The sequence below is a fragment of the Vibrio sp. VP6 genome (assembly GCF_028823755.1).
GTDB lineage: Bacteria > Pseudomonadota > Gammaproteobacteria > Enterobacterales > Vibrionaceae > Vibrio > Vibrio parahaemolyticus.
This window is the reverse complement of record NZ_JAPEID010000011.1, coordinates 103,534-123,680: the sequence shown is the minus strand read 5'-3', so window position 1 is coordinate 123,680 and position 20,147 is coordinate 103,534. Positions and strand designations below refer to the sequence as shown.

General features: G+C 44.1%; 16 protein-coding genes. 9 read left to right on the top strand and 7 right to left on the bottom strand.

Annotation, left to right across the window (positions count from 1 at the left end):
- Positions 1-6 precede the first annotated feature (6 nt).
- Entirely contained in the window at positions 7-3,171 is a 3,165-nt protein-coding gene (locus OU793_RS09775; protein ID WP_017447584.1) for a glycosyl hydrolase family 18 protein, read from the top strand.
- A gap of 108 nt (positions 3,172-3,279) precedes the next feature.
- Here the strand turns inward: OU793_RS09775 and glgC are convergent, their stop codons facing one another.
- From glgC to OU793_RS09755, 4 genes are all read right to left on the bottom strand, one after another.
- A complete protein-coding gene (gene glgC, locus OU793_RS09770) occupies positions 3,280-4,494 on the bottom strand; it encodes a glucose-1-phosphate adenylyltransferase (RefSeq protein WP_140103303.1) in 1,215 nt (404 codons plus the stop codon).
- A 356-nt stretch (positions 4,495-4,850) separates the two neighbouring features.
- Positions 4,851-6,599 carry a formate--tetrahydrofolate ligase gene (locus OU793_RS09765; RefSeq protein ID WP_140103302.1) on the bottom strand — a complete coding sequence of 583 codons (1,749 nt, stop codon included), beginning with the start codon at positions 6,597-6,599 and terminating at the stop codon, positions 4,851-4,853.
- A gap of 238 nt (positions 6,600-6,837) precedes the next feature.
- Positions 6,838-8,142 carry an inosine/guanosine kinase gene (locus OU793_RS09760; RefSeq protein ID WP_017447582.1) on the bottom strand — a complete coding sequence of 435 codons (1,305 nt, stop codon included), beginning with the start codon at positions 8,140-8,142 and terminating at the stop codon, positions 6,838-6,840.
- Positions 8,143-8,273: 131 nt separating this feature from the next.
- A complete protein-coding gene (locus OU793_RS09755) occupies positions 8,274-8,747 on the bottom strand; it encodes a CreA family protein (protein WP_005454218.1) in 474 nt (157 codons plus the stop codon).
- A 270-nt stretch (positions 8,748-9,017) separates the two neighbouring features.
- Between OU793_RS09755 and OU793_RS09750 the strand changes: the two genes are divergently transcribed.
- From OU793_RS09750 to OU793_RS09740, 3 genes are all read left to right on the top strand, one after another.
- Positions 9,018-9,527 (top strand): hypothetical protein, encoded by a 510-nt coding sequence (locus OU793_RS09750; protein WP_020842098.1) that lies wholly within the window; start codon positions 9,018-9,020, stop codon positions 9,525-9,527.
- Positions 9,528-9,597: 70 nt separating this feature from the next.
- Positions 9,598-11,349 carry an HD domain-containing phosphohydrolase gene (locus OU793_RS09745; protein ID WP_140103301.1) on the top strand — a complete coding sequence of 584 codons (1,752 nt, stop codon included), beginning with the start codon at positions 9,598-9,600 and terminating at the stop codon, positions 11,347-11,349.
- A gap of 183 nt (positions 11,350-11,532) precedes the next feature.
- A complete protein-coding gene (locus tag OU793_RS09740; protein ID WP_020842100.1) occupies positions 11,533-12,201 on the top strand; it encodes an HAD-IA family hydrolase in 669 nt (222 codons plus the stop codon).
- A 552-nt stretch (positions 12,202-12,753) separates the two neighbouring features.
- On the opposite strand, the gene OU793_RS09735 is transcribed toward OU793_RS09740, so the two are convergent.
- Entirely contained in the window at positions 12,754-14,184 is a 1,431-nt protein-coding gene (locus OU793_RS09735) for a methyl-accepting chemotaxis protein (RefSeq protein ID WP_140103300.1), read from the bottom strand.
- A gap of 577 nt (positions 14,185-14,761) precedes the next feature.
- On the opposite strand from OU793_RS09735, the gene OU793_RS09730 reads away from it, so the two are divergent.
- Complete coding sequence (locus OU793_RS09730; protein WP_025504500.1) at positions 14,762-15,358, top strand: ACP phosphodiesterase; 597 nt, start codon at positions 14,762-14,764, stop codon at positions 15,356-15,358.
- A gap of 78 nt (positions 15,359-15,436) precedes the next feature.
- Positions 15,437-16,690, top strand: a complete 1,254-nt coding sequence (locus tag OU793_RS09725; RefSeq protein WP_005479127.1) for a DEAD/DEAH box helicase — start codon at positions 15,437-15,439, stop codon at positions 16,688-16,690.
- 39 nt (positions 16,691-16,729) lie between these two features.
- Here the strand turns inward: OU793_RS09725 and OU793_RS09720 are convergent, their stop codons facing one another.
- Positions 16,730-17,518, bottom strand: coding sequence for an EAL domain-containing protein (locus OU793_RS09720; RefSeq protein ID WP_005454373.1), 789 nt, complete (start codon positions 17,516-17,518; stop codon positions 16,730-16,732).
- Positions 17,519-17,706: 188 nt separating this feature from the next.
- Positions 17,707-18,339 carry a hypothetical protein gene (locus tag OU793_RS09715; RefSeq protein ID WP_015313219.1) on the bottom strand — a complete coding sequence of 211 codons (633 nt, stop codon included), beginning with the start codon at positions 18,337-18,339 and terminating at the stop codon, positions 17,707-17,709.
- A gap of 214 nt (positions 18,340-18,553) precedes the next feature.
- Here OU793_RS09715 and OU793_RS09710 point away from each other — a divergent pair, with 214 nt between their 5' ends.
- From OU793_RS09710 to OU793_RS09700, 3 genes are all read left to right on the top strand, one after another.
- On the top strand, positions 18,554-18,796 hold the full coding sequence (locus OU793_RS09710) for a DUF2164 domain-containing protein (RefSeq protein ID WP_005454378.1): 243 nt from the start codon (positions 18,554-18,556) through the stop codon (positions 18,794-18,796).
- Between the two features lie 174 nt (positions 18,797-18,970).
- Positions 18,971-19,510: a cytochrome b gene (locus tag OU793_RS09705; RefSeq protein ID WP_021448503.1), complete on the top strand. Its 540-nt coding sequence runs from the start codon at positions 18,971-18,973 to the stop codon at positions 19,508-19,510.
- Positions 19,507-20,076, top strand: coding sequence for a YceI family protein (locus OU793_RS09700; RefSeq protein ID WP_140103936.1), 570 nt, complete (start codon positions 19,507-19,509; stop codon positions 20,074-20,076). Before OU793_RS09705 ends, OU793_RS09700 begins: the two co-directional genes overlap by 4 nt.
- The last annotated feature ends 71 nt before the right edge of the window (positions 20,077-20,147 follow it).

The window sequence follows — 20,147 nt, the reverse complement described above, 5'->3', positions numbered from 1 at the left end:
GCGATTATGCACCTTAAAAACGGGAAAGCAGTGAAAAGTGTCTTTACGCTAAGTACGCTGACTGCATCTTGTCTATTGGCCTTCAACAGCTACGCAGCGGTTGATTGTGCCCCTCTAGAAGTTTGGGATTCGTCAAAAGTTTATAATGGCGGCGACCAAGTTCAGCACGAAGGTAACGCATACAAAGCGCGTTACTGGACGCAAAACAATAACCCTGCACAAGCTGGCCAGTGGGGCGAGTGGGAATCTCTTGGTGCTTGTGATGGAACAGGTCCTGTTGACCCACCACAAAATGAAATCCCGACGGTGACTCTAACCGCTCCTTCTGCGTCGGCATCTATCACCGCTGGTGAAGTGGTTAACCTAGCCGCAGATGCAGCAGACACTGATGGCACAATTAGCAAAGTTGAATTCTTTGTTGATGGTGCTTTAGTTGGTCAGTCTACTTCGGCTCCTTTCACTGCATCTTGGACTGCAACTGAAGGCGTACACGAGTTTTCAACTAAATCTTATGATGACGCTGGCGCGGTAAGTACTGCAAGTTCAGTAACGCTTACGATTGCTTCAGCTCAGCCAGGTAATGAAGCGCCTACAGTGGATGTTGCGCTTTCAGCTACTTCAATCGAGCTAGGCGGTACTGTTACGCTTACTGCTAACGCAGCAGACGCGGATGGTAGCGTTGCTAAAGTTGACTTCTACGTTGCTGGCGCATTAGCTGGCACAGCAACAGCTGCTCCTTACACACTAGACGTAACGCCTTCAAAAGCGGGCGCTCTAGCGGTATACGCGAAAGCGACAGATAACGCAGGTGCAAGTACAGACTCTGCAATTGCTACGTTAACTGTAAATGGTGGTGCAGTGGCGTCTAACTGTCGTCCTGACGGTCTTTACCAAACAACAGGCGTGGACGTACCTTACTGTTCAATCTACGACGAAGAAGGTCGTGAGAAAATGGGGGCGGATCACCCACGTCGTGTCATCGGCTACTTCACGAGCTGGCGCGCAGGTGATGACCCACAATCGACTTACCTTGTTAAAGACATTCCTTGGGAACAGCTAACTCACATCAACTACGCGTTTGTGAGCATTGGTTCTGACGGTAAAGTGAACGTTGGCGATGTTAATGATCCAAACAACGCTGCAACTGGCAAAACATGGCCAGGTGTTGAAGTCGATCCTACGCTTGGTTTCAAAGGTCACTTTGGTGCACTAGCAACTTACAAGCAAAAACACGATGTTAAGACGCTAATCTCGATTGGTGGTTGGGCTGAAACTGGCGGTCACTTCGACGCAAATGGCGATCGTGTTGCTGATGGTGGCTTCTACACAATGACGACTAATGCCGATGGTTCTATCAACCATGCTGGCATTGAGAAGTTCGCAGCTTCTGCAGTTGAAATGATGCGTAAGTACAAGTTCGATGGTCTGGATATCGACTACGAATACCCAACATCAATGGCTGGTGCTGGTAACCCTTACGATAAAGACTTCATGGAACCACGTCGTCAGTACCTATGGGCTTCTTACCAAGAGCTGATGAAAGTACTTCGTGAAAAACTAGATGCAGCTTCTGCTCAAGATGGTACGCATTACATGCTGACTATCGCAGCGCCATCATCTGGTTACCTGCTACGCGGTATGGAAACCTTCGATGTAACTAAGTACTTAGACTACGTAAACATCATGTCTTACGACTTGCACGGTGCTTGGAACGATCACGTTGGCCACAACGCGGCATTATTCGATACAGGCAAAGACTCTGAGCTAGCACAGTGGAACGTATACGGCACAGCAGCTTATGGCGGTATTGGTTACTTGAATACTGACTGGGCTTACCATTACTTCCGTGGTTCTATGCCAGCAGGCCGTATCAACATCGGTGTTCCTTATTACACCCGTGGTTGGCAAGGCGTAACTGGTGGTGACAATGGTCTTTGGGGCCGAGCAGCGCTACCTAACCAAGCTGAGTGTCAACCAGGCACAGGTGAAGGTGAGAAGAACAACTGTGGTAACGGTGCTATCGGCATCGACAACATGTGGCACGATTTAGATCCACAAGGTCGTGAAATGGGTGCTGGCTCGAACCCAATGTGGCACGCGAAGAACCTAGAGAAAGGCATTTGGGGTTCTTACGCTCAAGCTTACGGTCTAGATCCAGTGAACGATCCTTCTGACAAATTGGTTGGTACGTACACTCGTAATTACGACAGTGTTGCTGTAGCACCTTGGTTGTGGAACGCAGAGAAGGGCGTATTCCTATCTACTGAAGATAAAGCGTCTATCGAAGTGAAAGCGGACTACGTTATCGATAAAGAAATCGGCGGTATCATGTTCTGGGAACTAGCAGGTGACTACAACTGTTACGTACTAGATGCAAATGGCAACCGTACTGCTATCGATGCAACTGAGCAAGCGTGTGCTGCAGGTAATGGTGAATACCACATGGGTAACACTATGACCAAAGCTATCTACGACAAGTTTAAGTCTGCAACGCCTTACGGTAACAAAGTAGCGACTGGTCCAACACCAACTGAAGCTGTAGACATTACTGTTAGTGTTGGCGGCTTCAAAGTTGGCGACCAAAACTACCCAATTAACCCTAAGATCACATTTACGAACAACACAGGTCAAGCGATCCCTGGCGGTACTGAATTCCAATTCGATATCCCAGTATCTGCTCCGGATAACGCGAAAGACCAATCTGGTGGCGGTTTGAAAGTGATTGCTTCTGGACATACTCGTGCAAACAACATCGGTGGTTTGGATGGCGTAATGCACCGCGTATCGTTCTCTCTACCAGCATGGAAAGATCTTCCAGCAGGCGGTACTTACGAGCTTGATATGGTTTACTACCTACCAATCTCTGGTCCTGCGAACTACTCAGTGATTTCTGGTGGTAAAGAGTTTGCGTTCAAGTTTGAGCAACCAGATCTACCAATCGGAGATCTAAACGCGGGTACTGGCGGTGGCGGTACAACTGAACCTGGTTCTTGTGATACTGCTGGCTTGGTAACATACCCAAATCTGCCACAAACTGACTGGGCAGGTAACCCAAGCCACGCAAACCAAGGTGACAAAGTCATCCACAATGGTGTGGTTTACCAAGCAAACTGGTGGACGGCTTCTGAACCAGGTAGCGACGGTAGCTGGGCGACAGTATGTAACATCTAATCATTATTGATTAACTGTTATTACCTAACTTTCATAGGTACTTAAACAAAAGCGCACGGTAATTATCGTGCGCTTTTTCGTTCATGTTGTCGTTTGAATTGAGGACTTTCAGAACTGGTAGCTCTCCGGTATAACAACAATGCCTTTTTCTGAGATCTTGAAGCGCTTGGCGTCTTCAACCTTATTGATGCCGATTTGTGTGTTCGGTGGTATGCGAACGTGTTTATCGACGATGCAATTCACCAGTTGGCTGCCTTCACCGACTTCTACATCGTCAAAAATGATGGAATCCACAACAGTCGCGCTGTCTTGAATGCGCACATTTGATGAAATGATCGAGTGCTGGACTGAGCCGCCTGAGTTGATAACACCGGTAGCTATGATCGAGTTGATGAAAATACCTTCGTTTCCTGTTGCAGAAGAGACGGTTCTTGCTGGTGGAAATTGAGGTTCGTAAGTGCGGATAGCCCAGTTATATTGATAAAGGTTCATCGGAGGTACTGGTTCCAATAAATCCATATTTGCTTCATAGAAGGAGTCAATTGTCCCGACATCACGCCAGTAACAATCTTTATCGACACGACCTTTGCTGCCACAAAACTTGTAAGCGTAAACTGATTCGGTGTCGATCAATTTTGGAATAATGTCGTTGCCAAAGTCATGGCTAGACGTTTCCAGTTTCGCATCTTCGGTCAGCGCTTCTTTGAGCACATCCATATCAAAGATGTAGATCCCCATTGATGCAAGGCTCTTGGTTTTATCGTCTGGAAGAGTAGGTGGGTTTTCGGGCTTCTCGACAAAAGACTTAACCAGTCCGTTTTCATCGATTCCCATAACTCCGAAAGCAGAGGCGTCCTTTACTGGAACATCCATACAAGCGACGGTCAGCTTTGCCCCTTTCTCTTTATGCTCCTCAAGCATCGCTGCGTAATCCATACGATAAATATGGTCACCAGATAACACAACAACGTATTTTGCGTCGTTCCGCGATAGTAACCATAAGTTGTGGTAGATGGCGTCGGCGGTACCTTCATACCATGCACCACCTTTGCGCATTTGAGGCGGAACTGCCGTAATGTACTCACCAAGTTCGGGATTAAAAATCGACCAGCCGTCACGAAGGTGCTTTTGTAGTGAGTGAGATTTGTATTGGGTAAGTACTAGAATTTTACGTAAACCTGAATTAAGACAATTGGTTAGCGTAAAATCGATGATTCTGTATTTGCCGCCAAATGGTACCGCTGGTTTGGCTCGATCATCAGTGAGTGGGCTAAGTCGTGAGCCCATCCCGCCGGCTAAAATTACAGCGAGTGCGTCTTGCATAATATTCCCTTTCCCTTGTTCTACATGCGTCTAAACCGTGCTTAACCGGAGGAGGTGCTATACAACGCAACAATTTAGAATGACATGTGCTGGTTTGTTTGTTAGCTACTGCAAACTGTAGTACAAGAATCGCGCCATTGAATATTTCTTTAAAAATCAAAATGATGAATTTTGTGACCGAGAGTTGATGCACTATATTAGTGAATTAAAAAATAGGCACTGCATCATATTGGGGCGGTATAGAATCTGGGGATTTAAAGAGATTATTGATTTACAATGTAAAACCTATTAAAAACAGAAAGATAAAGGGAGCTGTCTAGCTCCCTTTGTGTTTGATTTCATTTAAATGATGCTCATTATGACAAACCGATGATATTACCATCTTCATCAAGGTCGAGATTCATAAACGCTGGCTTGTCAGGAAGACCGGGCATGGTCATAACGCTACCCGATAATGCGTATACGAAGCCAGCACCGGCACACAAACGCAGTTCACGAATTGGAACAGTAAAGCCAACTGGCGCGCCTTTTACTGAAGAATCGGTGGTGATAGAAAGTGGCGTTTTAGCAATACAAACAGCTAATTCGTTAAACCCTAGTTTTTTAAAATGAGCCAATTGCTGAGTTGCAAGTTCACTCATTTCAACATTTGTCGCACCATATCCAGCTTCACACACAGACATCAGCTTCTCCTGAAGGGATTGATGTTTCTGATATAGAGGTCGGAAATTCGTGGTTTTTTCGCAAGCATCAACGACATGCTGTGCTAGATCTCTCGTGCCTTCACCACCTTGGGCAAAAGCAGTGCTGATAGCGACTTTAACATTTGGATCGAATGCGTGAATGAGATCTTGAAGCGCGATGAGTTCTTGTTCGCAATCTTGAGGGAACTGGTTAATCGCAACAACGGCTGGGATTCCATATTTATGGACGTTCTTGATGTGCCACTTTAAGTTTTCAAACCCGGCTACCAATGCCGCTTGGTCAGGCGAGAAAATCGAATCTGGAATTGCCATGCCAGGGCGCAAGTCGTAGTGGCCGGAGTTCGCTTTAAGGCCTCTTAACGTCGCAACAATCACCACACAGTCAGGCGCTTTGTTGGCAGCCGCTGCTTTAATATTACAGGCTTTCTCAAATCCCATGTCAGAGCCAAATCCTGCTTCAGTTACCGTGTAACGCGAAAGTTTTAACGCAATCTCATCAGCGATAATAGAAGAATTGCCATGCGCAATGTTAGCAAAAGGGCCTGCGTGGATCAGAGCAGGGACACCTTCAAGCGTTTGCATTAGTGTTGGTGCAATGGCTTCTTTCAACGTTACGGCCATCGCACCTGCTACTTGTAAATCTTCTGTGGTGATAGGCTGACCGTCGAGATCATAAGCAACAACAATTTTGCCAATGCGCTGACGTAAGTCTTTAAGATTTTTTGCCAACGCAATAATGGCCATCAACTCGGATGCGGCTGAAATATCGAACCCTTCGTTACGCTCAAATCCGTTAATGGTTTTGCCTTGTTCGTTCAAACCAATTTTGACCATGCGAAGTGCACGGTCGTTGTGGTCCATCACGCGTTTCCAAGTAATGCTTTCAACGTCAATTTTTAATGCTTTTAAACCAGTTCGAGTTTCAAAGGCGTCATATCCTTCGCGCTGCTCGTGGAATAAGCGCGCATCTAAAGCTGCAGACGCTAAGTTGTGTGCAGCCGTAACGGCGTGAATATCCCCCGTCAAATGCAAATTGAGCTCTTCCATTGGCGCTACTTGGGAATATCCGCCACCTGCGGCACCACCTTTGATGCCAAAGACAGGCCCCATTGATGGCTGTCGAATACATGCCATCACGGATTGCTTTAGCTTCGCCAGTCCTTGAGCAAGGCCAATGGTTGTCACGGTTTTGCCTTCACCTAGTGGAGTTGGGGTAATCGCGGTGACCAGAACCAATTTGCCATTTTGGTTGTCATTCAGGCGGGCTAAACACTTAGGGTGTACTTTGGCTTTGTATTTTCCATGTGTATCAAATTCTTCAGGCAATAGACCTGCTTTTTCAGCGATAACATCGATGGAAGATAACGGTGTGTTTCGGCAAATTTCAATATCAGACTGCATGGATACTCCCAAATATGGCTAACACGCGGCGTTCAACATCAAGCAATCTATGAAGACTGTATTGTTGTTGCGCAAACGTTTGCGCGAGAATAATACTGGTATAAAATTAGGTGTAAAGAAGTTCGTGCGCCTTCGCGTGCTACATAGTAACAAAATCCACTAAATACTGCGCTAGATCAAAACAAAAAGGCCACCAAACGGTGACCTAAGTATATTTTTTGCTCTAAAGCTAACCTTCTTAGCGATCCCAGTAGGTCTCTTCTAAGCTGTCTTCGCGTTCTGGCAGAGCTCGTGATAGGCGAGGAGAGTGCTGAGTTAGCACTTCGTAGCTCACGCGGTTCGCGTATTTACAAATTTGAGAAAGTGATGAATACGTCAGACAGCGTACTTCGTGTTTCTCTGAAGTAGGCACTTCTTTCTGATGGAAAGAGTTTGCAGCCATGTCATGCAGCAGTGCAGACAGTGCGGCATCACCCGCGCCATTAGTGTTCTTAATTTCTAGAGGGCCACCAAGGTATGGACCGATGTGTGAATACACTTTCATTGGATTCACACAATCTTCTTTGCGCATTGCGCGGCTGAACTCAAACTTGTTGAATTCCTCAATAGAGCTTTCAAGAATATCGTGTGTAGTTTCACGTTTCACTTTTTCGTCAGTGTAACCTGCCATATAAAGACCGTTTGGCCCGGCAGTACAAAGAACAAGATCTACCCACTCAAGTGCTTTATCCGCAGCGGCGAGTGGATCGCTTTCGCCTGTAAGCGCCGCGCCTTCTTCTTCATTCATAGCCACAACAGATACGTTTTCACGAATGTACTCTTGCCACCATTCCGCATTGCCTTCAATCACGTACTTTGTACCTAGAGTAAGAACAACAGGTACATCGTGCTTCTTGGCAAAATCAATCGCACGTTGTACTGCTTTAGGCATTGGGTCTTCTTCTTTACCGCGCATTAGGTACGAAGAAACAACAAGCGCAGAAGCTTTCTCAAATACTTCTTCAGGAATGCTTTCTGGAAGAAGTTGATTCATGTGACCTTCGTTGATCGCGAATGTACGTTCACCATCTTGAGAGATAAGGGTGTAGCAACGACCAATCGGACCATCTACCGTTTGTAGGTGGTTTAGGTTCATGCGTGAAGACGTACGGCAAAGGTAGCGGTAGGCGAAAGAACCCACTTGAATGTTCTTTGACATTACGCCAAGCAATACAGATTTGCTGTCTGCTAGAACAGAATAATTGTGCAGCGTGTTACCAATAGTATCGCCAGGGTACTGGTGTGTGATCAGCCCTTGCTCTACTAACTCTTCATACAATGCATCTGCTTTGCTCTCTTCAAGAACAAGAGAATGTCCTTTACTTAGGTTGTATTTTTCTAGAAACGCATCATCCACACGAGCTTCGATATCTACGATGGTTTGACCAACACCGACAATGGTTGGGCGGTATAGCTTAGGCGCTTGTCGAATTTGGTTGACTAATGGATCTCGAGCGTGAGTTGGGAAGTAGTGTTTAGATTTACGCTGACCAGGAAACTTCATGCTTGTTCTTGAGTGAGAAAAAAAAGAGGCGGGATTGTATCACAAAAAAATGAAAATCGTGGTGTTTTATTGCAAAGAAATTTGCCCGCTGAAAAATGCAGCGGGCTGACGAATTCGTAAGCGAATTGAGCTTAATTTATCTTAGCTTCAGTCGGTTGGATGTAAGCTTTCGTACCCCAAAGAGGTACAGTTGATAGACTGTGTTTGAAGCTGCCTGATGTCTCTTTAGTTGAGTAAGAAAGGTACATCAAGGTTTGATTTTCTGGATCATAAATACGGCGAATCTTCATCGATTTGAAGAAAACGCTCTTGGACTTTTTAAATACCACTTCACCTGATTTGCTCTTATCAATTTTAGTAATCATCTCAGGTGTAATTTCACCAGTTTGACGGCAAGAAATTGAACTGTCGCTTGGGTCCGCTAAACTGAAGTCCGCTTCGATGCTCGCTACATGACAAGTAACGCCTGGAACTTCAGGGTCTACGAGCGTATTCAGTTTTATGTCTTTCATAGTAAACATACCCAAAGACACATCACCAACCTCATCGTTGCCACAGCCAGCAAGAATGGTAACCAAACCTAAAGCAAGCAAACGTTTTTTCATTATTCCGTCCTTAATTAGAAAAATATATAGATTCAATCTATCAGACGTTGGCATCTAAAACAAAATTTGGCGCAACCTCAGGACTTTAGCTAGGTTTGTTAAGGGCTTCATGCTAATGTACCGTTTCAAAGCGAGTTCATGTTTAAGAGTCGAGTCAATGCGGTATAGAAAATCCAGTTAGGTTTTCGAAATATTGGCGTGATGGCTCATATACAGCTCTCGTTTTTGACTCGCTACTACTCTGTAGCCTGAGATATTTAAGGTACTCAAATGAATGAACAGCAGTTAGCCAGCATCGAACGCAAAAATGCGTGGCTGCACGATCTCGTCGAAGTTGAATTTCCCACTCCTGAAAGCTTGAAAGGTCGCGAAACCTATTTCCAAGCAATAAATGCTCAAGAATACCAAATCGTTGCTAAAGACTCCTTGTTGGAAGGCGAAGCGAATTTGCAGGCTGATGACATTTTCCTCGTGGATTTTCATCGACTGACTATTATGTTTTCGATTCTTCAGTCTCAACGTTGGGAAGAACAGTATGACCAAGAGATGATAGTTGAATACCTTACCCAAATTATCTTAACGCCGGATTTTGAGTTGTACGTTGGTTTTAAAGATGGCAACCCGGTGGGTGCCGCCATTGCGAGTAGCTATGAAGGTAACACGCTGATTTCTGACGTGGCCGTTTCTCAATCTTTAGATAAACAACAGTTTTCAGCGGATATTGCGAAAAGACTTAATAGTGATCACAAATTATGTGACACAATTATAATAGAAAGTTGATCAATATCGGCTTCATTTAAAAATGAAGCGCTACTATATGCAGCATTGCATTGGTTCGGCTGGGTAAAAAATGGTTAAGCGTTTAGCGCGTTTTCTCACTCTTGTGTTGTGCATAGGCACGGTTGCCGTACAAGCAGAGGAAACAAATTGGGAGCTCAAACGAGTTCTCGTGCTTCACTCCTATGATCCGTCTTATCAATGGACTAATGACATTCAGGCGGGAATCGAAAAGGGATTCAAGCAAACTGACGGCGAAGTCAAACTATCCATTGAATATTTGGACGCGAAGCGTGTTCATTCCGAAGGCTATTTGCAACAAATGGCGGGTTATCTTCGGTTTAAATATCGAGCTTATGAATTTGATGGTGTAATTATCTCTGACGACGCAGCCATGCGTTTCGTCAGAAATTATTTTCAGAACCCCAAGCGCAATGTTCCTATGGTCGCGATTGGGATTAATGATAAAGGCTCTTCTCTCGATACAGTAAGTACAAATGGCAGTGTGATTTACGAAGAAGATCGCGTGGTCGAAAACATCGCGTTGATCAATCGTTTGCGTCCCCGTATCAAAAATTTGTATTACCTTGCCGATCGCAGTGTGACCTCAGAACTTATATATCAACGCGTAAAAGCAGAGATGAACAAGTTTCCACGTATCAATTTGATAGAAATCAGAGACGCGAGCCTACAAGAGGCGGCAAATCAGCTTTCTACAGTCAGTGCTAATGATGCGGTTTTGTTGACTCACTACAATACGGAAGGGGATTCAGGTAAATATCACACCTACAGAGAAGTGGCTCGAGCTATTGGTGCAAAAAGCCGTGCCCCCGTGTTTGTGATGTGGGAACTCTATTTAGGCGAGCCGGGAATACTGGGTGGCTTTGTGAACCGTTCTGAGCAATTTGGTTATGAAGCTGCGGAGATAATGGCGAGTAAGATGGGGATGTCTCTGACGTCAGCGGCGCATGCGCTGGCTATCACTGAAGCGGTCTTGGATTATAAGGCGCTCACAAAGTATGAAATCAGCCATTATGACATCCCTAAAAACGCTGAAATTCTTAATGCGCCACCGCCACTGTTTAAAGTAAACCTCAAAACACTGTTGTTCACGTGCGGCATTATTGTGCTGCTTTCTCTTGTTGTTGTGATTCAGTTTATGACTATTCGCCAACGCAAAGAGATTGATAAGAAAAATAGAAAGATTGTGTTGCTTCAAAAACGAACGCTAAACGTCCAAAAAGAGATGATTCACGTATTGGGTGAGGCGATTGAAAGTCGCTCTGGAGAAACTGGCCAACATGTAAAACGTGTCGCTAAACTGTCTCGTCGTTTGGCTCAACTTTGCGGATTGACGCATCGTGAAGTGGAAATGATTGAAATCATTAGCCCTATGCACGATGTCGGTAAAATCTCCGTGCCAGAATCGATTCTCGATAAGCCTGGCGCATTGACAAGTTCAGAGCGTGAAATCATGAAGCAACATACCATTAAAGGTTATGAGTTGCTGAACATGAAAGAGGGCGACATCACCAAATTAGCAGCGGTGGTTGCCCACGAACACCATGAAAAATGGGACGGTACGGGTTATCCAAATAATCTAAAAGGTGAGGACATTCATCTCTTCGCACGCATCGTCGCAATTGCTGATGTATTTGACGCATTATTAACAGAGCGTTGCTACAAACGGGCTTGGACAATTAATGAAGTCGTCGATTGGTTTAAGTTGGAACAAGGCAAACACTTTGACCCAATATTATGCCAACTGTTGCTAGATAATTTAGATGACTTCATCGAAGTTCGATACATGTATCCTGATGCATAACAAACTGAGCAAGATTACATTCGGTGATCTTGCTTAGAAAAACAGGAATTGCTTTTCCCCATTTCTACGAAATGCCAAGTCTGTCGTTTAAACAAATCTAAACTCAAATATGATTAAGCCATACATTTGTATTAAAAAATAAGTTTGATCAGCGACATCGACAAATGCGTCTAGGGGAAGGCTATGGCAATTACCAATATTAAATGCGTGATTTTTGATTGTGATGGCACGTTGGTCGACAGTGAGCGTTTATGCTGCCAAGCACTAGTGAATGTATTTAATCAACACGGTGCAGAGTTAACGATGGAAGAATGTGTTTCTCACTTTAAAGGTGGAAAACTGGCCGATATTCTTCTTGATACCAAAGAGTTGATGAACATTAATGTTCCAATTGATGTTCTTGAACCCCAATACCGAACAGAAGTTCAAAAATTGTTTGTTCGTCATTTACAACCAATGGATGGCGCTAAAAGGCTGATCCAATTCCTCGACTCTCACAATATTGAATACTGCGTCGCGTCAAATGGTCCCAAAGATAAAATTGAATACGCACTTGAGTTAACCGGTCTACTTGATGCATTCAAAGGAAAAGTATTCTCTGCGTTTGAAGCAAATAGTTGGAAACCTGAACCTGATTTGATCATGTACAGCGCGATGAGCATGGGATTTTTACCTAGCGATTGTTTGTATATCGATGATACACCCAAGGGTGTAGAAGCAGGGTTGAATGCCGGAATTAAGACGGTTCAGCTATTTAATGGTGAGGCCATTAACCGAGTCGACGATGACCGAGTTATTCGCATTCAACATTTGGATGAATTAAAAGAGCAGCTCATGGGCTGCTCTGTTTAACCGTTTAATGACGAGAATGACTTAGGTTATGAATTTGTTTAATTTTCGACTGTAAATATGGCGCTTGGTAAAGGCATTGAATGGATGAGAAATTTTTCGTGTGGAATCCACAAGCAGCACACGTGAATTTTTCACCGTTTGATGAGATTAAGTATTCATCACATTGGCAAATAGGGCAGTTTAGGTTTTCGTTGTCTTTTGTATCGTTGTAATTATTCATATTGTTTTCCAGCAGCAAATTGGAATTGGCAGGTTAAGCATAGCGGAACGCCGTCCGCTTGAACATTATTTCATCAGGTACAAGGAGAACTTGAGATTCACTTCAAAATAAACCGTTTCCCAATCGGTATTTGATCAATGCTATTTTCCTTTCACTCCTCAAATAGACTTCAAATTATTCAATAAGTTCGGTTTTATTACACCAAAGAATGAGTACGAGACAAGTACGTAGAGAAAGTGAATGCGAGTTATATTCTCGAAACAAATAAGTGAATACAAATGTAGAAAATAAAGGCTCCCAATTAGGAGCCTTTATTTGTTATTACCTTGTTATCAAGCAGTGCGGTAACGCTCTAATACTTCACCGAGTGAAACCGAAGCTTTGGTTAAGTTCGCGACACCAACAGTAGACTGCTCCGCCACCTCTCGAATTGTGCTGGACTGAGTACGGATATCAGCAAGCTCAGAGGCGATATCATTCGCAACCGCACTTTGTTCCTCCGCGGAAGTGGAGATTTGAATGCTCATGTCCATCAATGAACGAGCAGAGTCCGCAATCGCTGTGACATCTTGACCAATTTCATCGATCAACTGGCTGCTTGTTTGGGCTTGCTTGACCGTTCTGCCAGTAATCGAAGCGATGTTTTGGCTTTCCGATTGCAGCTTCTCAATCATGGCTTGGATCTCTACCGTGGCTTGTTGTGTACGACTTGCCAGCGTTCGGACTTCATCGGCTACAACGGCAAAACCGCGGCCTTGTTCGCCTGCGCGAGCCGCTTCGATAGCGGCATTGAGAGCTAACAGGTTGGTCTGCTCAGAAATTGCATTAATGGTCGTGATGACATCATTAATCTGCGTAGTGTTTTCATTTAAGTTGGTGACTGATGAAGAAGCTTGCTCGATGTAGCTCGACAAGGTTTCGATCTCAGCAATAACGTGCTGTACTCGGCTACGGCTCGTTTCTATTTTTTGTGCATCTTGATCCGATTGCATGGTCGCTTGTTGAGAGATGCTCGAAACCTCTTTGGCAGACGCCGTCATTTCTTCCATTGCGGTTGCGACAGAATCAAGTGTTTGGTACTGGTGCGTAATCTGTGTTTCGCTCAGTTTCATGTCTTGTTCAAATGTAGATGACGTTTCACTTAGCGTATTGGCGTTTTCTTTTACGCTATTGACCAGTTCGCTTAATGTATCCATCGACTTATCTAGTGCACAGCCAATGGTGCCAAACTCGTCACGGCCAGGGTGAAAGCCCAATCGAGAAGTTAAGTCACCGTCACCAATTTTCTCTGTTGTGGTGTATAGCACCCACAAAGCACCTCCGATGAATGTCGCTACCCAATAGCAAAATACTGCAAACGGCAAAACCCATAGAAAACTAAGAAGGAAAGAGGTAAGGGCGTCGGAGCGCAGGGCGTTGTATTGATTGCCAGCGTGCTCGGTCAATTGAACAAGCTCACCCGCAGAGGTTGTGCCATAAACCGTGGTAACACCATCTGCAAACAAGCTTTTTTGTTGATGGTTAGCTTTTGAGATACCAGTAATTTGATAGATATCTGTGGGATTAGCTTCGATGATGCCATCTAGTTTTGCTTGCACGTTGGCGATAGATTGTTGCTCGAACTGATGCAAATCATTTAGGTATCGGCTTCCTGCTACCGAAGTGAGTGCCACCAGAAATAGGAGGAAAATAACCCACATTTTGTCGTTGATAGACATCTTAATAAATAGTCGGTCTATCGTTCTAAACTCAACTTCTCTCATTGATTACTCCATTAGAGATAAAAGATATTGAACAAATCTATGGGTATATCGAAACAAAATATGCGATGCGAATCAGCAAAATATGTAACGAAGGGTGAGTTTATTTTACAAAATGAGATCTAGGGTCGCCTATAACAGTATGTTATGTCTTTTAATGATAGAAATGTCGATGTAATTCCAGCTATCTAAGTGAAGATGGCAGAGAAGAGTAACGACGCTGCAATCGTTTACTTATGATTATGCTCATAGGTTTTTAAATCTTTACTTTTCGCTGTCATGAATGTGTCATATAAAGTCTATAAAAAGGAGTTGCTGTCACCGAATGAAATAGGAATGGTGGCAGTAAGTTGAAACCGCAATGTTTCATAGTTTCATAAAGGAGGTCACAATGAGCGACCAATACCAAAACGACGAAAGCCTAGAGCTGCTAGATGCGCTTGAAATTGGCATTATTTTGTCGGAATACGTTGGCTCTGACAACGAAAACGAATAGTACCGTTTAGTACTCTCTTCACGTTCTTTTAGACGTTATACTAAGTTCATGAAACACCGAGCCAAGAAGGGCGAAAGACGGTAAATGAACTTTTTAGCCCACCTGCATATTGCAGATCACTGTAATAGCCATTTTATGGGAAACTTGCTTGGAGACTTCGTCAAAGGAGATCCAAGCAAGCTATACGATTCTGACATTACTAATGGCATCAAACTCCACCGCTTCGTTGACCGAATTACTGATCATCACCCTATTGTCGAAGAATGTAAGCCTCATTTTAAAGGCGTGGCGAGACGCTTCGCGCCAATTGCGCTAGACATGTTTTGGGACCATTGTTTAGCCAAGCATTGGAATGATTTTCATCAAGAGTCGTTAGACGACTTTGTCGAGTTTGCATTTCAAAAAGTAGACCAAGATGTTCACGAACCGCTTCCTGCGCGTTTTATGTTATTGCATCAACGCATGTGGCGGGGCGGCTGGCTGCAATCTTATCAAGATCTCTCCAACATCGAGTTTGCACTGCATCGGATGTCTCAGCGAAGCCCGAGAATGGCCGACTTGACGACAACGTTTGAGGTGTTAGATGGTGAATACGCAGCGTTAGAGGCGAATTTCTCAGAGCTTTATCAAGACGTGCTGCGCCAATCACTTGAATTTCACCAACAGCTAATCAGTTCATAACTCAATCCTTTGGCGAAGAGGTAGTATGGCTATGGCGGCTCTGGTAAACTCTGCGCTCCAAAAATTATGAGGTTTATCATGTCCGTTAATTTTGCTGATCTTGGCATTGAACAACAGTTAGTCGAAACGTTGAACAATATGAATATTGTGACGCCAACGCCAGTCCAAGAAAAATCGATTCCACACGTACTGGAAGGCAAAGATCTTCTTGCGGCTGCGCAAACGGGTACCGGTAAAACGGCGGCATTTGGTTTGCCGATTATTCAGGCGGTACAGCAAAAGAAACGTAATGGCACACCTCACGCTCTCATCCTAGTTCCAACTCGTGAATTGGCGCAGCAAGTGTTTGACAATTTAACGCAATACGCGGAACACACGGATCTACGTATTGTTTGTGTGTACGGCGGTACAAGTATTGGCGTGCAAAAGAACAAGTTGGAAGAGGGCGCGGATATTCTTATTGCTACGCCGGGCCGATTGTTAGACCACTTGTTTAACGGCAACGTAAACATTTCTAAAACTGGCGTGTTGGTGCTTGATGAAGCTGACCGAATGTTGGACATGGGTTTTTGGCCTGATCTGCAACGCATTCTTCGTCGACTACCGAATGACAAACAAATCATGCTGTTTTCGGCGACGTTTGAAAAACGCATTAAAACCATCGCTTACAAACTGATGGATTCTCCTGTTGAGGTGGAAGTGTCTCCAGCGAATACAACGGCAGAAACGGTTAAGCAGATGGTGTATCCAGTTGATAAAAAGCGTAAGCGTGAATTGTTAGCGTATTTAATTGGTTCACGAAACTGGCAACAAGTACTTGTTTTCACTAAAACCAAACAAGGCAGCGACGAGCTTGCAAAGGAGCTCAAACTGGATGGTATTAAAGCGGTTTCGATTAATGGTGATAAATCGCAAGGTGCTCGCCAGCGTGCACTTGATGAATTCAAACAAGGTAAAGTTCGAGCCCTGATTGCGACAGACGTGGCGGCTCGCGGTCTAGATATTCAAGAGCTTGAACAAGTGGTGAACTTTGATATGCCATTTAAAGCCGAAGACTACGTACATCGTATTGGTCGTACTGGCCGCGCGGGTAAATCCGGTTTGGCCGTTTCGTTAATGAGCCGAGATGAAGAATATCTGCTTCGTGCGATCGAAACGTTGTTAGACCAACGTTTGCCTCAAGAATGGCTAGAGGGATTCGAACCAAGTCTAATCGAAGAGGTAGAACCTGAGCGTGATGGTGGCGGTCGTCGTAAGAGTCGCTCGTCAGAAAAGCGCAAACTAAAAGCAAAACTCGCGATTCATAAAAATCGTGGCAAGCACCGCAAGTAATCCAGGAATTCAAAGGCAGCGGTGCTTAACAAGACGGTCTTAGGCCGTTTTGGCTTCCTCGTACATTTCTAGGGTTTGAGGCATCGCAAGCAAGTAGCCTTGGTACATATCGAAACCGAGTTTTTTCATTAAGTTAAGTTGATGCTCGGTTTCAATTCCCTCGATAACGGTTTTTGAACTCAGTTCTTTCGCGAGCGCTAACGCTTCTATTAACGCAGAAAAATCCCCGTCTTCGTATTTCAACAGCAATGAACGATCCATCTTGATGATGTCTGGTCGAACGCATTTCACTCGCTCGATGGTTGAGGCATTAATGCCGTAGTCGTCAATAGCAAGTTTAAAGCCTCCGTCACTCAGTTCTTTCGTCGCTTTGTACAGAAAGGACTCATCGCCTGCGCTTAATTCAACTAACTCCATCACGATTTGTTCTCGACGTAAATCCGCCTCACAAATCACTTGCTTTAGTAAATGGCTGTATGAAAGGTCCTTCGCCAGCATTTCTGCAGCTCTGGGAAGCACATTAAGAAAGAGCTTTTTGTTGCGGTAACGAGATTGCCCGAAGTTTTTGATGTGAATAAGGCGACTAAGTCGCTCGACATTAAGTTGAACATGTTCAGAGATGGAAGGAGATTGGAAAAAGAGATCCGGACGTATCATAGAACCATCAGCAGTGCTGATTCGCACTAAGGCTTCCAAGCCGATGATGGAAAGATCCTTTTTATAAATGGGTTGGAAGACACTGCGAAGTGTCAAGTCCTCATATTGCGCGATGTACTGCCCATCTACTTGTTTAGAAATGCAACCAAGAAGCTGCGAGATGCTCATCATTATTACGACAACCTAGATCAATGGTTTTTGATTGGTGTTACATGGACACCAACTTTGATTTCAGTAGTCAGAATCTAATTGGGCTAGGCCATATGAGGCAAGAGGGTTAATACGAGATGATTAGATTTATCGAGCCGTATCAAACAAATGTATGAATAGACTGATAATCTACCTGTTGCAATTTGATACTACCACTGTAATACGGCGTACAACTGCAAGTACTTTCGAACCAGTTGTTGTTTGTTAGAACGACGCAAAGGGTGGCCAAATTTGATGTAACAAGGGCTGATACCAAAGCGTGTATCAAGGGATTGAGTGAGCTGAGATTCACTGGTGTAAAGAGTGATGCCTTGCTCAGTATATTCGTTGATTTGATCCGGCAATTCGCCCATCCACCAATGGAGCAGTTCTCGGCTGGTTTTACTGCGACTGATCCAATGATCGCAAACAAGAAAGAGTAGGTCGTTAGGTTGGAGAGCGTAGCCATATTCGCTTTGCCATTCGGTAATTGAAGACAACAAGTTTTCGCGACACGATTTACCGGCACTGACCATGTGATGGCTTAACACCCAAACCGTTCCAATCTCAGAAGAAATGCGATAGTGGTGAGGTAGGTCTGGAGCGTCGAGTACTTCAATCGGTCTTACGATGCTGTTGTAACCAAAATGACGGAAGGTGTGTTCCATTCGGCGAGAAAATGCAAGACCAAGATGGTGTTCACTCATACCTTGGTTATGTACGGCAGGATAATGCTTCTCACACAGTTTAAGACAATCGTCCTGAAAATCATTGACACTTTGGATCACTAGGTCGAGTAGCAAGGAATATCCCTTAATGGTTAACAAAACGAACCGCAAAAGGTTAGCATAGTCTTTTCAGAATAGACTAATTTAGATCGGCAACTTCTTGATCTAAACACCAAAATTAGAAGCAATACGAATTTGGGGTGATTAAAGGCTACACAATCGAGACGAAACTCGATTATTTCGTAACGGTTAGCGAAATCCCCATTACGTCGCACTAAAAGGAACACGCATGATTAAGTTAGAAAGAGCCCAAAAAGAAACATTAGCGTCGGCAATTCAAGATTATATGCAGGATGAACTCAGCATTGAGATTGGCCAGTTTGACAGCGAATTTCTGATAGATTTTATTACCGATAAACTAGGCGCAGTCTATTACAACAAAGGCGTTGAAGATGCGAAAGCCGTGATAGAACGTCGAATGCTTGAAATGTCTGATGAGCTTTACGAGATAGAGCAAGAAGTATCAATTTAAGCTTTTGCGCATTCAATACGCCAAAGTTCCTTCAAAATTTTCGAACAAGTTGATAGATACGGTGCGATTGGCTGGATGTAAAGGATGGTAAATAATCTGTTTCATATAAGGTAAATAGGTTAATGTTGTGTTTCTTGCTCAACATTAACTTAGGAATATATCTAGGAACGTGAGATGGAAACACTGGTAAAAAGCTATAACCTGCCTGCTCGAGTAATGCACTGGCTTTCTGCGCTTTGCATTATTGGTCTGTTTGCTGTGGGTTTGTGGATGGTCGATCTTAGCTATTACAGCGAATGGTATCGAACTGCGCCACATTATCATCGCTCTGTCGGTATTCTTCTGGCCATTCTTACTGTGGGTCGCATCGTGTGGAAGTATGTTACGGCGTCACCAAAAGTAGAAGGCAGTCGATTTGAAGTCGTCGCAGCTAAAGCGGCACACGGTGTGATGTATTTATTACTTCTCACAATCTTTGTTTCAGGTTACCTCATCTCTACATCTGATGGTCGCGGTATTGAAGTATTCAATTGGTTTACTGTACCCGGCGCAGGAGAATTATTTTCTGGTCAATCAGATATCGCAGGTGAAATTCACTTCTATGCAGCTTGGGCTGTGATCCTAATTGCAGGTTTACACGCTGTCGCTGCGCTCAAACATCACTTTATCGATAAAGACAACACATTAAGAAAAATGTTAGGAGCTTCAAAATGAAAAAGTCACTCTTCGCTACAGGACTAGCAATCGCTATGGCACTGCCTTTAGGTGCTCAGGCTGCAGACTACGTTATCGATACGAAAGGTGCTCACGCGTCTATCAACTTCAAAGTTAGCCACTTAGGTTACAGCTTCATCAAAGGTCGTTTTAATACTTTTTCTGGTGACTTTTCTTTTGATGAAAAAAACATTGCTGACTCAAAAGTAAACGTAGTAGTAGACACCACAAGCTTAGACTCAAACCACGCTGAGCGTGATAAACACATCCGCAGCGGCGATTTTATTGATGCTGGCAAATACAGCGAAGCGACTTTTAAGAGCACGAAAGTGGTTGATAAAGGTAATGGTAAGCTAAACGTAACGGGTGATCTAACGCTACACGGTGTGACTAAGCCTATTACTATCGAAGCAGAGTTTGTTGGCGCAGGTAACGACCCATGGGGTGGTGAGCGTGCTGGTTTTGTTGGCACAACTCGTCTAGAGCTTGCTGATTTCGATATCCCAGTAATGGGTTCATCAAGCTACGTTGATATGGAACTGCATATCGAAGGCGTGAAGAAGTAATTACGCTTTGAATAAATGAAAGCGCTCTTGGTTTCAAGAGCGCTTTTTTATTGGTGCCATGTAACGCTGTT

Excerpts from the sequence above, each read along its gene's own strand:
- OU793_RS09775 (WP_017447584.1), top strand. The coding sequence starts at position 7 with ATGCACCTTAAAAACGGGAAAGCAGTGAAAAGTGTCTTTACGCTAAGT.
- glgC (WP_140103303.1), bottom strand. The coding sequence starts at position 4,494 with ATGCAAGACGCACTCGCTGTAATTTTAGCCGGCGGGATGGGCTCACGA.
- OU793_RS09765 (WP_140103302.1), bottom strand. The coding sequence starts at position 6,599 with ATGCAGTCTGATATTGAAATTTGCCGAAACACACCGTTATCTTCCATC.
- OU793_RS09760 (WP_017447582.1), bottom strand. The coding sequence starts at position 8,142 with ATGAAGTTTCCTGGTCAGCGTAAATCTAAACACTACTTCCCAACTCAC.
- OU793_RS09755 (WP_005454218.1), bottom strand. The coding sequence starts at position 8,747 with ATGAAAAAACGTTTGCTTGCTTTAGGTTTGGTTACCATTCTTGCTGGC.
- OU793_RS09750 (WP_020842098.1), top strand. The coding sequence starts at position 9,018 with ATGAATGAACAGCAGTTAGCCAGCATCGAACGCAAAAATGCGTGGCTG.
- OU793_RS09745 (WP_140103301.1), top strand. The coding sequence starts at position 9,598 with ATGGTTAAGCGTTTAGCGCGTTTTCTCACTCTTGTGTTGTGCATAGGC.
- OU793_RS09740 (WP_020842100.1), top strand. The coding sequence starts at position 11,533 with ATGGCAATTACCAATATTAAATGCGTGATTTTTGATTGTGATGGCACG.
- OU793_RS09735 (WP_140103300.1), bottom strand. The coding sequence starts at position 14,184 with ATGAGAGAAGTTGAGTTTAGAACGATAGACCGACTATTTATTAAGATG.
- OU793_RS09730 (WP_025504500.1), top strand. The coding sequence starts at position 14,762 with ATGAACTTTTTAGCCCACCTGCATATTGCAGATCACTGTAATAGCCAT.
- OU793_RS09725 (WP_005479127.1), top strand. The coding sequence starts at position 15,437 with ATGTCCGTTAATTTTGCTGATCTTGGCATTGAACAACAGTTAGTCGAA.
- OU793_RS09720 (WP_005454373.1), bottom strand. The coding sequence starts at position 17,518 with ATGATGAGCATCTCGCAGCTTCTTGGTTGCATTTCTAAACAAGTAGAT.
- OU793_RS09710 (WP_005454378.1), top strand. The coding sequence starts at position 18,554 with ATGATTAAGTTAGAAAGAGCCCAAAAAGAAACATTAGCGTCGGCAATT.
- OU793_RS09705 (WP_021448503.1), top strand. The coding sequence starts at position 18,971 with ATGGAAACACTGGTAAAAAGCTATAACCTGCCTGCTCGAGTAATGCAC.
- OU793_RS09700 (WP_140103936.1), top strand. The coding sequence starts at position 19,507 with ATGAAAAAGTCACTCTTCGCTACAGGACTAGCAATCGCTATGGCACTG.